Source organism: Modestobacter italicus, assembly GCF_019799965.1.
Classification (GTDB): domain Bacteria; phylum Actinomycetota; class Actinomycetes; order Mycobacteriales; family Geodermatophilaceae; genus Modestobacter; species Modestobacter italicus_A.
In genome coordinates this window covers 185198-198358 of the sequence record NZ_JABGCJ010000003.1, presented here as the reverse complement: position 1 = coordinate 198358, position 13161 = coordinate 185198, and the positions used below count along the sequence as shown (strand labels likewise).

The following is a 13161-nucleotide window of genomic DNA, read 5'->3' as shown; positions in this document are numbered from 1 at the left end:
TGCCCCGAGCCTGCTGGGCCGGGACGCCGGGCACATCCACCTGAGGTCGCGGTCGCGGTCCACCGGGGGGACCACCCGGCTGCGACTCCTGGCGGACGTCGGCGCACCGGCCGCCCCGCCGAAGGACCCTGGTGAACCGGGCAGTCGACGATGATGATCCCGGTCACCAGGCGGAATGACCGGCCACCTGCCGCGCCTTCGTCCCGACGTGAGTGATCTCTGGGGGCTGACGCGCCGCCGCGTCGTCGACCACGGTCGGGTGACGACCGAGCGCTGTCCGGGTGCCCGCTGCCGGCCCACCCCCATCCTGCTCTGAGAGGCACCCACCCCGTGCTCGCACGTCTCCGTCACGTCCCGTTCGCCGTCCAGGTCCTGCTCGGCCTGGTCGTCGGCGTCGCCCTCGGCCTGGTCGCCCGCGCGATGGGCCCGGTCTCCGGCTCCTTCGTCGACGGCGTCCTGGTGCCGGGCACCGACGCCAACTGGCTGACCAGCACCCTGACCACCATCGGCAGCACCTTCGTCGGGCTGCTGCGGGCGATCGTCGTCCCGCTGATCGTCACCGCGATCATCGTCAGCATCGCCAACCTCAAGCAGGTGTCCAACGCCGCGCGGCTGGCCGGCCAGACCCTGCTGTGGTTCGCCATCACGTCGCTGATCGCCGTCTCCATCGGCATCGGGCTGGGCCTGCTCACCCGGCCCGGCGACCGCAGCTCGGTCGACGCCGGCCTGGCCACCTACGAGGGCACGTCCGGCTCCTGGTGGGACTTCCTGACCGGCCTCGTCCCGGCCAACTTCCTCGGCCTGGAGGGTGACGCGGACGGCGTCAGCTTCAACATCCTGCAGCTGATCGTCGTCTCGGTGGCCATCGGCATCGCCGCGCTCAAGGTCGGCTCGGCCGCCGACCCGTTCCTGTCGGTCACCCGCTCGGTGCTGGCGATCGTGCAGAAGGTGCTCTGGTGGGTCATCCTGCTGGCCCCGATCGGCACCGTCGGCCTGATCGGCAAGGCGGTGGCCAGCTACGGCTGGGAGTCCCTCGGCGCGCTGGGCGTCTTCGTCGGCGCGGTGTACGGCGGCCTGGCGATCGTGCTGCTGGTCGTCTACCCGGTGCTGCTCAAGCTGCACGGCCTCTCGCCGCTGCGCTTCTACGCCGGTGCCTGGCCGGCGATCCAGCTGGCCTTCGTCTCGCGCAGCTCGATCGGCACCCTGCCGGTGACCCAGCGGGTCACCGAGGCCGACCTCGGCGTCCCGCGCAGCTACGCCTCCTTCGCCGTGCCGCTGGGCGCCACCACGAAGATGGACGGTTGCGCCGCGATCTACCCGGCGTTGGCGGCGATCTTCGTGGCCGAGTTCTTCGACGTCCCGCTGTCGCTGACCGACTACCTGCTCATCGCGCTGGTGTCGGTGGTCGGCTCCGCGGCGACCGCCGGGGTCACCGGCGCGGTCGTGATGCTCACGCTGACGCTGTCCACCCTGGGCCTGCCGCTGGCCGGCGTCGGCCTGCTGCTCGCGGTCGACCCGATCCTGGACATGGGGCGCACCGCCACCAACGTCACCGGCCAGGCGCTGGTGCCCACGATCGTCGCCAAGCGCGAGGGGCTGCTCGACCTGGCCCGCTACAACGCCACCCGCACCGCCGACCCGCTGGCCCCGGTCGAGGACGACGGTCCGACCGCGGGTGTCGACACGGACCTGCGCACCCCGCAGCCGCCGGTGGCCGCACAGGCCTGATCCGCACGAGCTCCCCGGGTGACCACCCGGGGAGCTCGCCGGGTCAGCCGGTCAGGTCGGCGCAGCCGGACTCCTCCGGCAGCAGGGGGCGGAAGGTGATCGACCACCGGGCCCCGTCGGCCCCCACCCACGGGGTCAGCGTCGTCGCATCCTGAGCCGCATCGGCCAGGGCCCGGGCCTGCTCGCCGCTGGCGGTCACGCAGGTCACCCCCGGCGCGATCGGCTCGCCCGGCAGCGCCGGCCCGGGCCAGGCCAGCTCCGGCTGCGCCGTCCCGTCGGCCGGCGCGGACCACGGGCGGGCCAGCGCGGCCACCGCTGCGGGCTGGTAGGACGTCGGTGCGTCGTCGCGGCCGAGGGTGGTCGACAGGTCGGTCAGCTCGTCGAGGAGCTCCCGCAGCTCGGCCCGGGCGGCCTCCTGCTCCGCGGTGAGCCCGCCCGCTCCCACGCCCTCCTGCAGCGCGTAGACCTCCCGGGTGATCGGGCCGTCCTCGGTCACGAGCGTGAACCGGGTGGAGGGGGCGTCGGCGAGCGGCGGCGACCCGAGGTCGGCCGTCTCGTCGACCCCCGCTGCCAGCGCCCGCTCGGCGAGCTCCTGCACCGTCGACCGGTCGGCCTGCTGCACCTGCACGTTCGGCCAGGCCGGGGCCGGGTAGATCGCGATGACCGGGCCCTGGGTGACCACCCGCCCGTCGCCGTACACGCTCACGATCGGCAGCCGGCCGGCCAGCATCTCCGGGGTCACGAACCCACCGGTCTGCTCCACCTGGAGCACCAGCGCGTCCTCGGCCTCGGGCAGCGCGACGGCCTCGGGCACGGGTGCCGGTGTCGTGCCCGTGCCGCCACCCTCGGCGCAGGCGGTCAGCAGCAGGGCCAGCACGAGGCCGGCAGGACGCAGAGCGATGGCAGGGCGCACAGGGAGTACACGGCCACCGACGTCCCCGGGTTCCGCGGCGGGGCCGACGCGCCGGTGGCGGGGGAGGCGTGGGCAGCCGGTAGCGTCGCCGTCCGTGCGTCTGGTCATTGCCCGCTGCTCCGTGGACTACATCGGGCGGCTCACCGCCCACCTCCCGCCCGCGACCCGGCTGCTGCTGGTCAAGGCCGACGGCTCGGTGTCCATCCACGCCGACGACCGGGCCTACAAGCCGCTGAACTGGATGAGCCCGCCGTGCTCGCTCAAGGAGGAGCTCACCGACGGCACCGGTACCTGGACGGTCACCAACAAGGCCGGCGAGCAGCTGATCATCACCATCGAGTCGGTCGAGCACGACTCCCGCCACGACCTGGGCATCGACCCCGGACTGCAGAAGGACGGCGTGGAGGCCGACCTGCAGCGGCTGCTGGCGCTGCACGTGGAGACCTTCGGCGAGGGCTGGTCGCTGGTCCGCCGCGAGTACCCGACCGCGATCGGCCCGGTGGACCTGCTCTGCCGCGACGCCGGTGGCACGACGGTGGCGGTGGAGATCAAGCGCCGCGGGGAGATCGACGGCGTCGAGCAGCTCACCCGCTACCTGGAGCTGCTCAACCGCGACCCGCTGCTGGCCCCGGTGAAGGGCGTCTTCGCCGCGCAGGAGATCAAGCCGCAGGCCCGGGTGCTGGCCGCCGACCGGGGCATCGACTGCCTGACCGTCGACTACGCCGTCCTGAAGGGCACCGACGACCCCTCGCAGCGCCTGTTCTGAGAAGGGCCCCCGTACCTACCGGCCGGTAGTCAGGGTGCCCGGAGTGCGAAACTGCTGGCGATCACCGGACGGCGGAGGGACGGCAGCGTGGCCAGAGAACTGACCGAGGTCGGCGTGGTGGGGCTGGGCACCATGGGCGCCGGCATCGCCGAGGTGCTGGCCCGGGCCGGGCTGTCGGTGACGGCGGTCGAGGTGACCGACGAGGCGCTGCAGCGCGGCCGCGCGCACGTCGAGCAGTCTACCGGCAAGGCCGTCGCCCGAGGGAAGCTCGAGCCCGCTGCGCGCGACGCGATCCTGTCCCGGATCCGGTTCACCACCGCGATGGAGGACCTCGCCGTCGCCGAGCTGGTGGTCGAGGCGATCCCGGAGCGGATGGAGCTCAAGGCCCAGCTGTTCGCCCGGCTGGACGGCATCTGCCCGCCGGACACGATCCTGGCCACCAACACCTCCAGCCTGTCGGTCACCGAGCTGTCGGTGACCACCGGGCGCCCCGGCAAGGTCATCGGGATGCACTTCTTCAACCCGGCGCCGGTGATGAAGCTGGTCGAGGTCGTGCGCACCGTCGTCACCGAGCCCTCGGTGGTCGAGGACGTCGAGGCGCTCGCCGCCCGGCTCGGGAAGATCGACGTCACCATCGGCGACAAGGCCGGCTTCATCGCCAATGCGCTGCTGTTCGGCTACCTCAACCACGCCGTCGAGATGTTCGAGAACCGCTACGCCAGCCGGGAGGACATCGACGCCGCCATGCGGCTGGGCTGCGGCCTGCCGATGGGCCCGCTGGCGCTGATGGACCTCATCGGCATCGACACCGCCTACGAGATCCTCGTGACGATGTACCAGCAGTCGCGCAACCGGCTGCACGCCCCGTCGCCGGTGATCAAGCAGATGATGACCGCGGGCCTGCTCGGCCGGAAGACCGGCCGCGGCTTCTACACCTACGCCGGCCGCGACTCCGCCGAGGTCGTGCCGGACGCCCAGACCCCGCCCGCCCGGGACGCCGCCGCCGAGGCCCGCCCGCTGCGCCGGATCGGGGTCGTCGGGTCCGGGACGATGGCCACCGGGATCATCGAGGTGGTCGCCAAGGGCGGCTACGACGTCACCTTCGTCGCCCGGACCCCCGACAAGGTCGAGGCGGTGCAGGCCGCGCTGACCCGGGCGCTGGACAAGCAGGTCGTCCGCGGCCGGCTGGAGCAGGCCGACCGGGACGCCGCCCTCGCCCGGGTCACCGGCAGCGCCCGGCTCGACGACCTCGCTGACGCCGACCTGGTCATCGAGGCCGTCGTCGAGCACCTGGCCACCAAGCAGGCGCTGTTCGCCGCGCTGGGCGAGATCGCCAAGCCCGGCGCGGTGCTGGCCACCACGACCTCCAGCCTGCCGGTGATCGAGTGCGCCAAGGCAAGCGAGCGCCCCGGTGACGTCGTCGGCCTGCACTTCTTCAACCCGGCGCCGGTGATGGAGCTGGTCGAGGTGGTCTCCACCATCGCCACCGCGCCGGACGCCGCCGCGACCGCGCGCGCCCTCTGCGCGCAGCTGGGCAAGCACGCCGTCTCCTGCACCGACCGGGCCGGGTTCATCGTCAACGCGCTGCTGTTCCCCTACCTCAACGACGCGGTCAAGATGCTCGAGGCCCACTACGCCACCGCCGACGACATCGACGCCGCGATGAAGGTCGGCTGTGGCTACCCGATGGGCCCCTTTGAGCTGCTGGACGTCGTCGGCCTGGACGTCGCCCTGGCGATCGAGCGCGAGCTGTACACCGAGTTCCGCGAGCCCGGCTTCGCCCCGGCGCCGCTGCTGGAGCACCTGGTCACCGCCGGCTACCTGGGCCGCAAGGCCGGCCGCGGCTTCCGCGACCACTCGGGCCGGTAGCCGGCGTGGGGCGCCGGGGCGGCAACCGCCGTGGCCGGACCGGGCCGCCACCGGGCCGTCGTCCGGTCCAGCCGATCGAGGAGGCCGGGGACGGCGACTGGGTGGTCCGCCCGCTGACCGGGGCGGGCAGCGACAAGACCTACCGCTGCCCGGGGTGCGACCAGGAGATCCGGCCGGGCACCCCGCACGTGGTCACCTGGCCGGCCTACGCCCGCGACTCCGACCTGGAGCCCTGGGACACCGAGTCCGCCGCGGACTGGCGCCGGCACTGGCACACCGCCTGCTGGCGGGCCCGCGACCGCCGTCGCTAGCGGGCGGAACACGCTGCTCCCTCCTGCGGCGGGCCGGGGGCCGTCAGGTGAGCCGGGCGTAGACGACGACGTTGTCGGTGTAGCTGCGGCGGGTGCGGTCGAAGGAGCCGCCGCAGGTGATCAGCCGCAGCTCCGCGCCGGTCGTCGGGCCGTAGACCTCGGCGGTGGCGAAGTCGTCCTTGGGGTAGGCGGCCACCCGGGTGACCGCGAACTGGAGCACCTGGCCGTCGCTGCGGGTGACCTGCACCCGGTCACCGGGCTCGAGCTCCTCCAGCCGGGAGAACACCCCGGGGCCGCGCCGGTCGTCGACGTGACCGGCCAGCACCGCCGGCCCGACCTCGCCCGGCGCCGGGCCCGCGGCGAACCAGCCGGCCTGCTCGAAGTCCGCCGGGGGCACGAGGGCCCCTGCGTCGTCCACGCCGATCCGGGTCAGGTCGGTGTCCAGGCCGATGGCGTCGATCCGCAGCCCGGCGGGGGTCGCGACGGCGCGGGCCGCGGGCACCGCGGTGGGGGAGCCGAGCACCACCGGCGCCGGCGGGCTCGCCGACGCCGTGGCACGCACGGCGTCGTCCGGGCGGTCCACCAGGGCGACGGTGCCGGCCACGACGGCCACGGCGAGCAGCCCACCGCGTACCGCGGTCAGCCACGAGCGGTCCGGCCGGCGGTGCCGGCCGGACCGCTCCTGGCTGCTCGGCCGGGTCACCGGCTCCGCCGGGCGGGGCAGGGGGCCCACCGGACGGTCAGGAGGCGAGGTGCCGCGGCGCGCGCCCGCGGCGGGGCAGGCGCACCCCCACGGCGAGGGCCAGGGCGGTCAGCGCGAGGACGGCGAGGGCGGACCGGCCGACCGGCAGACCCTCGTCCAGCGCCGTGCCACCGGCGCCGGCCTCGACGCCACCGACCGGGACGACGCCCGGGCTGGCGGCATCCAGCACGCTGGTCACCGTCAGGCCGCCGTCGCTGCGGTCGAGCACCAACACGGTGTAGACCGACCCGGCGGCCAGCTCGACCGGCAGCTCGCTCGGCTCGCCGGCGCTGGGGGTGACCGTCAGGGTCCCGGCGCCGCCGGGCACGTCGACGTAGTCGGTCGACTCGGCGAAGGGCAGGTCGCCGGCCAGCACCGTGCCGCCGGTCAGCGTCAGGTCCAGCGGCGCGCCGGTGCTGGCGGCGTTGACCAGCCGGGCGCGCGCCTGACCGGCGGTCGGCAGGGTGAGGTCGTCGGACAGCACGGCGAAGCCCAGGTCGGCGAAGAACCCGACGCCGGCGATGGTGGTCGCGGTACCGGGGGCCACGGTGACGGTGCTGGCGAGCACCGGCGGGCTGGCCGGGTCGGCGCCGGCGGCGCGGGCGCTCACCGTGTAGGTGCCGGCCGGGACGACCTGGTACGGGGAGACGTCTCCGTAGGTGACCGCGGGGAGGACCACACCGACGTCGGGATCGGACACCGAGTCGATGTAGGCGTCCACCGAGGGGGTGTCGGGGGACAGGTGCATCATGCGCAGCAGCCCCTCCTCACCGGAGACTGCCGGCGCGGCGGCCGCCCCGGTGGCGACGGGGAGCCCCAGGGCGATGAGCCCGGCGCAGAGCAGGGCGAGCAGCGGTGCTCGGGTCAGCCGGGGCATGAGGGCTCCTCCTCGGGGTGGTGGTCGGTGCGTCACTACCCAGGGTGTGGCGGCGCACGCTCATCGTCCCCCGGTGATGCTGACCAGCGTGTCGGGGTCCCGCACCAGCGGGTAGCCGACCAGCAGCCCGCCCTCGACCTCGGTGACCCGGCTCGGCGCGTAGGGCGGCCGCTGGGCGTCCAGCAGTGCACGCAGCCGGTCCTCGGCAGCCCGGGCCGCGGCGTCGTCCCCGGCGAGCGACGTGCCGCCGAGGCTGCTGATCACCGCCTGGCGGACGGGCGCCTCGGCCGGCTCGCCGGGCACCGGCAGCAGCGACCCGACCCCCACGCCGTACCGCGCACCGAGGCCGGCCAGCAGCGACAGCAGCCGCGGGTCCACCCGGCCGGCGGCGAGCAGTGCGGCGTCGTCGGCGGGGACCTCGATCGTGGGGTTGGCCAGCAGCGCGGCGGCCAGGTCGCGGCGGGCCGCCAGCTGCTCCTCGGTCGGCGGCGTCGGGCGGGGGGTGGTCACGGTGAGCACCGGACCGTCGGCCGCGTCGCCGAAGCGGGCCAGCACCGCGCTGCCCTCCGCCGGCCGGTCCGTGGTCACCCGCAGCGCCGGCTCGTCCGGAGCGGGCGCCGACGCCGGCACCGGCACCTCCCCGCGGCGGGCCAGGCGCGCCTCGTCGACGCCGGCGTGCAGCAGCTCGGCCGCCGTCCTCGGGCCGGCGACGAGCACGGCGTCGTCCCGGAGCTGGTCGCCCGCCCACCGGGCCAGCTGCGCGTACGCGCCCGCACCGAGGTCCCGTCGCGGCGTGCCGGCCAGGGCCACGGTGGCAGCCGCTCCGGCCCCGGCCAGGACGACGGCGGCGGCCAGCCCGGCGGCCAGCAGGGCTCGCGGACGCCGGGCGAGCACCGGGCGGGCGACCCGGGACGCCGCGACGGTGGCCACCGCGCCCAGCAGCAGCGCGGCGAGCGGCAGGACGAGCACCAGCCCCGACAGCCGGCCCAGCGGTGGGGCCACGGCGACCACGGTGACGGCGACCAGCGCGACCCCCAGGGCACGCACTGCCGGCAGCGACCAGGCGGCGACCAGGCCCACGGCCACGAGCGCGGCGCTGAGCAGCCACAGGTCCAGGCGCTCGGCACCCCAGCGGGCCGGGTCGCCGGCGTCGGAGTGCCAGCGGCCGACCAGCACCCGGGTGCCAGCCAGCAGCAGCAGGCCCAGCCCGGCGGCCGCTGCACGCCGCCCGACCGGGCCGGTCAGGGTGCCCGCGGCGGCGGCTCCGGCGACGAGGAGCAGCAGCACGTCGGGCGCCAGCAGCACGGCCAGGACGACGGCGACCCCGGCGAGCACGGCGGCGGCGACCGGCGGGCGGGCGCCGGGGGCGCGGTCACCGGTCAGCACCCCGGCGAGCAGCCACGCCGCCAGGAGTGACCAGGCGCTCGCGAACACCGCGGGGGTGGCGACCGCGTGCAGCGGCGCCAGCGCGGGCACGGCGCCCAGCACCAGCACGCTCAGCGCGCAGGCGGCGTCCGGGACCCCGATCCGCCGGGCGGTGCGCCAGAGCAGCACGGCGCTGACCAGGAGGACGACGAGCAGCAGTTCGCGCTCGGCGCCGGCGAGGGTGGCGTGCCGTTCCACGGCCCGGGTCACCGTCGCGTACACCGCCGCATGGGCGGCCCCCAGCCCCTCGGGGGACAACGCGGCCAGCGTTCCCTCGCCCCGGCCGAGCAGGAAGGCCGGGGCCATCAGGGCGCCGTCGCCGGGCAGCGGCCCGCCGCGCAGCGTGCGGCCGGCGACCAGGCCGACCACGACCAGCGCCGCCAGCGGCCACAGCAGGCCGGCCCGGGCGCGGGCCGGCAACGGCGGGCGTGCCGCCCGGTGCCGGGCCCGTCGCGTGCCGCCGGTGCGGGGCTGCGCGGCACGGCCGGGGACGACGTCGGGAGCTGGTGCACCGTCCGCCGGACCTGCCGCTGCGGGCTCGGTCCCCGGTCCGCCGACCGGTGCGACCGGCTGGTCGTGGCGGTGGTGGGCCGGGGCCGGTGGTCGTGCGGTCGTGCCGGAGCCGGACGGGTGGGCGCCGTCCGGCCGTGTCGTCGACTCGGCCACGGCCGTCGTCCTCCCCCCGCGTTCGCTGCGGTCCCGGCGGTGGTGACCGACCGGGGCCGGTCCGGGTCCCATCGTGCCCTCGCCGTCGGCCCAGCGCCGTGCCGCGCCGCGGTGGAGGGCCCACGACCGCCGGGCCGGGCTCAGCAGGAGGGCCGTGCCCGACGCTGACACGGCCCTCCGGGAGCGGCCAGCGGGGGAGACGACGACGGACCCGCCGGCGCCTGGGGCGCCGGACGGGTCCGTCGGGTGGTGGGGGCGGAGGTCAGCTCCGGCCGGGGGCGGCCGGACCGCCGCCCTGGCCGGCGCTCACCGCGGGGTTCGGCTGCACCCGGGTGGCCGGGCCACGGGCCGGGACCGGCGGCGTCTGCCGCGGCGTCGGCTGAGGCCGCTGCTGGGTGGCCCGCTCGGCAGCCGGACGCTCCACGGCCGGCTGCTCCGCGGTGCCGGGCTGGGTGTCGTCGCCCTCGTCACCTGCCGGCTGAGCCGCGACCGGCGCCGTCTCCGGCCGCTGTGCTGCCACCTGCTGTGTCGGGTGGGCCGGGGGCGGCGTCCGGACGACCTGACGCTGTGCGGCGGCCGGAGCCCCGGCCTGCTCGGGAGCCGGTGCCGCGCCGGACCCGGCCGGGGCGGGCAGCCGCACCTCCTGGGTCTGTGCCGCCCTCGCCGGGGCAGCCGCAGCCGGCTGGGTCCCTGCCGCCGAGCTGCCGGCCGGTGCCTGCTGAGCCGGTGCCTGCTGAGCCGGTGCCTGCTCGCGCTGCGGCGCCTGGTCGCGCTGCGGTGCCCGCTCGCGCTGGGGAGCCTGGGCCGCGGGGGCCTCGTCCGCCTGCGGGGCTGCCGGCTGCTCGGCCCGCGCCTGTGGGGCCTCGGCCTGCGCCTGCGGAGCCTGCGCCGGGGCCTGCTGCCGCTGAGCGGCGGCGGGCTGGACCGGGCTGTCGTCGCCCCGCTGCGGACGGTCGGACAGGTCCGGCAGCCGGCCGAGCAGCGAACGGACGTCGGTCAGCCGGCCGACCAGCTCGTCGCGGACACCCCGGATCGCGGCGGCGGACGCCTCTGCCTCGGCGACGGTGCGGCGGGCCCGCTCGTCGGCCTCGGCCACCCGCTGCTGAGCGGTCGCGATCGAGGTGCGCTCCCGCTCCTCCTCCAGCCGGGCCGCCTCCGTGCGGCGGGCGCGCTGGGCGATCTCGAAGTCCTGCTCGGCCTTGGCGCGGCGGGCCTGCGAGTCGGCGTCCAGCCGGGCCACCCGCTCCTGGGCCTTGGCCACCAGGTCGTCGGCGCGCGCCTGCGCGACGGCGGCGATCTGCTCGGCGTGCTGCCGGGCCTCGACGACCAGCCGCTCGGCCTCCGCCCGGCTGGCGGCCGACCGCTCGCCCAGCGCGCGCTCCTCGCCGGCCACCCGCTCGCGGATCGCCTCGGCCTCGGCGGCCACGGCCGCCTGGAGCTGGGCCGCCTGCTCCTCGGCCGCGCGCCGGATCTCCGCGGCCTCCTCCTCGGCCAGCCGCAGCATGTTGGAGATCCGCTCGCCCATGTTCTCGAACGTGGGCGCGCTGGCGGTGGCCGCGCGGCGGCGCAGCGACTCGACCTCACCGTGCAGCGCCTGCAGCTGGCGGGCCAGGTCGGCGGAGCGGGCGACGGCGGCGTCGCGGTCGGCGAGCGCGACGCGCAGGTCGGCGTCCAGGCCGGCCAGCGTCTCGGCCACCTGCTCGCGGTCGTACCCCTTGCGGACGACGTCGAAGGTCGGCCCACTGTCGCGGTAGTCGATCAGTTCGTCGCGGGGGTCGCTCATGCCGTCATCCTCGCATTGATCCGGGGGTGCGGTCAGCGTGTCGTGGACCGCTCCCAGCGAACTCCCAGACCCCGCCCCGCCGGTCCTCGCCGGGACCGGCAGGGCGCCGTGCACGGGCCCGGCGGGGGCCCGTGCGGTCACTGGTCCCGGAACCGGTTGATCGCCGTCAGGTGCTGCTCGCGCAGCGCCGTGTCCCGCACGCCCAGGCCCTGCTCGGGGGCGAGGGTGAGCACCCCGACCTTGCCCTGGTGCAGGTTGCGGTGGACGTCGTAGGCGGCCTGGCCGACGTCCTCCATGGCGTAGGTCTTCGACAGCGTCGGGTGGATCAGCCCCCGCTGGATCAGGCGGTTGGCCTCCCACGCCTCGCGGTAGTTGGCGAAGTGCGAGCCGACGATCCGCTTCAGGTTCATCCAGAGGTAGCGGTTGTCGTAGGAGTGCAGGTACCCGCTGGTCGAGGCGCAGGTGACGATCGTCCCGCCGCGGCGGGCGACGTAGACGCTGGCGCCGAAGGTCTCCCGGCCCGGGTGCTCGAACACGATGTCCGCGTCGTCCCCGCCGGTGAGCTCGCGGATCCTGGCGCCCAGCCGCTTCCACTCGTCGGGGTCCTGGGTGTCCTCGTCCTTCCAGAACCGGTACTGCTCGGCCGAGCGGTCGATCACCAGCTCGGCGCCCATGGAGCGGACGATCTCGGCCTTCTCCGGGCTGCCGACCACGCAGACCGGGATCGCGCCGCCGTTGAGCGCCATCTGCGTGGCGTAGGAGCCCAGGCCACCGGAGGCGCCCCAGATCAGGACGACGTCACCCTGCTTCATGGCCGCGCCGTTGCGGCTGACCAGCTGCCGGTAGGCGGTGGAGTTGACCAGCCCGGGGCAGGCGGCCTCCTCCCAGGTGAGGTGGGCCGGCTTGGGCATCAGCTGGTTGCTCTTGACCAGGGAGAGCTCGGCCAGGCCGCCGAAGTTGGTCTCGAACCCCCAGATGCGCTGCTGCGGGTCCATCATCGTGTCGTCGTGGCCGGCCGGGTCCTCCAGCTCGACCGACAGGCAGTGCGCGACCACCTCGTCGCCGGGCTTCCACTTGTTCACCCCGGGGCCGACCCGGACCACCACGCCGGAGAGGTCCGAGCCGACCACGTGGTAGGGCAGGTCGTGCTTCTTCGTCAGGTCGTTGAGCCGGCCGTAGCGGGCGAGGAAGCCGAAGGTCGACACCGGCTCGAAGATCGACGTCCAGACGGTGTTGTAGTTGACCGACGAGGCCATCACCGCCACCAGTGCCTCGCCCGGGCCCAGCTCCGGGGTCGGCACCTCCTCGACGTGCAGGGAGCGGCGGGGGTCCTTGTCCCTCGTCGCCAGGCCCTCGAACACCTCCTGCTCGTCCTTGCGGACCAGCACCGCGCGGTAGGACCCCGGTGTCGGGAGCCCTCCGATCGCGTCGAGGTCGTCGGCGAGGATGGCGTCCCTGATCTGGTCCATGCGTGCGCTCCCGGGTCGTCGTTGGCTCGGAGGGTGCAGTGCGGTGGGCGGAGGTTACTGGCGGGTAGCTCGGGCTGACCAGGTCGTGTGACGCAGGCGACTCATCCGTGCGCGGCGGGCTCGACGAGCTCCACGAGCACGCCGCCGGCGTCCTTGGGGTGCACGAAGTTGACCCGGCTGCCCGACGTGCCGCGGCGGGGGGCGCCGTAGAGCAGTCGCAGCCCGCGCTCGCGCAGCGTGGCGCTGACCGCATCGAGGTCGGTCACCCGGAAGGCCAGCTGCTGCAGCCCCGGGCCGGAGCGGCCGATGAACTTGGCGATCGTCGACTCCGGCGTCAGCGGCGCGAGCAGCTGGACCCGCGTCTCGCCCGAGCCCACGGTGAGCATCGCCTCGCGGACGCCCTGCTCCTCGTTGGTCTCCTCGTGCACCGAAGAGATGCCGAAGGTCGCCGCGTAGAACGCGATCGCCTCGTCCAGGTCGGGGACGGCGATGCCGACGTGGTCGATGGTGGTGAACAGGTCGCCGGTCAGGCCGGGGTGCGCGTCGTCGGTCACCTCCCGCATCCTGCCGCCGCCCGCGCGCGACGGGGAGGCCCGCCCGGCGCGGACCGGA

11 protein-coding genes are annotated in these 13161 nt (G+C 75.7%); 4 read left to right on the top strand and 7 right to left on the bottom strand.

Annotated features, from left to right (window positions below; all coding sequences use genetic code 11):
- The first annotated feature begins 330 nt into the window (after nucleotides 1-330).
- The gene (locus HLA93_RS08510) at nucleotides 331-1728 is read left to right on the top strand and encodes a dicarboxylate/amino acid:cation symporter (protein WP_222193964.1); all 1398 of its coding nucleotides are present in this window, start codon (nucleotides 331-333) and stop codon (nucleotides 1726-1728) included.
- Nucleotides 1729-1771: 43 nt separating this feature from the next.
- Here HLA93_RS08510 and HLA93_RS08505 read toward each other — a convergent pair whose 3' ends face one another.
- Nucleotides 1772-2641 carry a hypothetical protein gene (locus HLA93_RS08505; protein ID WP_222193963.1) on the bottom strand — a complete coding sequence of 290 codons (870 nt, stop codon included), beginning with the start codon at nucleotides 2639-2641 and terminating at the stop codon, nucleotides 1772-1774.
- 94 nt (nucleotides 2642-2735) lie between these two features.
- Between HLA93_RS08505 and nucS the strand changes: the two genes are divergently transcribed.
- The 3 genes from nucS to HLA93_RS08490 all read left to right on the top strand — a co-directional run bounded on the left by nucS (nucleotide 2736) and on the right by HLA93_RS08490 (nucleotide 5587).
- On the top strand, nucleotides 2736-3407 hold the full coding sequence (nucS, locus tag HLA93_RS08500; protein WP_222193962.1) for an endonuclease NucS: 672 nt from the start codon (nucleotides 2736-2738) through the stop codon (nucleotides 3405-3407).
- Nucleotides 3408-3494: 87 nt separating this feature from the next.
- Entirely contained in the window at nucleotides 3495-5276 is a 1782-nt protein-coding gene (locus tag HLA93_RS08495) for a 3-hydroxyacyl-CoA dehydrogenase family protein (protein ID WP_222193961.1), read from the top strand.
- A gap of 5 nt (nucleotides 5277-5281) precedes the next feature.
- The gene (locus HLA93_RS08490) at nucleotides 5282-5587 is read left to right on the top strand and encodes a hypothetical protein (RefSeq protein WP_222193960.1); all 306 of its coding nucleotides are present in this window, start codon (nucleotides 5282-5284) and stop codon (nucleotides 5585-5587) included.
- A 43-nt stretch (nucleotides 5588-5630) separates the two neighbouring features.
- Here HLA93_RS08490 and HLA93_RS08485 read toward each other — a convergent pair whose 3' ends face one another.
- The 6 genes from HLA93_RS08485 to mce form a co-directional block, all read right to left on the bottom strand.
- Nucleotides 5631-6290, bottom strand: a complete 660-nt coding sequence (locus HLA93_RS08485) for a class F sortase (protein WP_222193959.1) — start codon at nucleotides 6288-6290, stop codon at nucleotides 5631-5633.
- Between the two features lie 37 nt (nucleotides 6291-6327).
- Nucleotides 6328-7206 carry a DUF4397 domain-containing protein gene (locus HLA93_RS08480; protein WP_222193958.1) on the bottom strand — a complete coding sequence of 293 codons (879 nt, stop codon included), beginning with the start codon at nucleotides 7204-7206 and terminating at the stop codon, nucleotides 6328-6330.
- 60 nt (nucleotides 7207-7266) lie between these two features.
- A complete protein-coding gene (locus HLA93_RS08475; RefSeq protein ID WP_222193957.1) occupies nucleotides 7267-9297 on the bottom strand; it encodes a hypothetical protein in 2031 nt (676 codons plus the stop codon).
- Between the two features lie 262 nt (nucleotides 9298-9559).
- Nucleotides 9560-11080 (bottom strand): hypothetical protein, encoded by a 1521-nt coding sequence (locus HLA93_RS08470; protein ID WP_222193956.1) that lies wholly within the window; start codon nucleotides 11078-11080, stop codon nucleotides 9560-9562.
- 137 nt (nucleotides 11081-11217) lie between these two features.
- Nucleotides 11218-12549 (bottom strand): crotonyl-CoA carboxylase/reductase, encoded by a 1332-nt coding sequence (gene ccrA, locus HLA93_RS08465; protein ID WP_222193955.1) that lies wholly within the window; start codon nucleotides 12547-12549, stop codon nucleotides 11218-11220.
- Between the two features lie 101 nt (nucleotides 12550-12650).
- Complete coding sequence (gene mce, locus HLA93_RS08460) at nucleotides 12651-13103, bottom strand: methylmalonyl-CoA epimerase (RefSeq protein ID WP_308128015.1); 453 nt, start codon at nucleotides 13101-13103, stop codon at nucleotides 12651-12653.
- Nucleotides 13104-13161: the final 58 nt, after the last annotated feature.

What these genes read in the sequence shown, in the direction of transcription:
- HLA93_RS08470 (WP_222193956.1), bottom strand. Translation starts at nt 11,080, where the DNA reads ATGAGCGACCCCCGCGACGAACTGATCGACTACCGCGACAGTGGGCCG.
- ccrA (WP_222193955.1), bottom strand. Translation starts at nt 12,549, where the DNA reads ATGGACCAGATCAGGGACGCCATCCTCGCCGACGACCTCGACGCGATC.
- HLA93_RS08480 (WP_222193958.1), bottom strand. Translation starts at nt 7,206, where the DNA reads ATGCCCCGGCTGACCCGAGCACCGCTGCTCGCCCTGCTCTGCGCCGGG.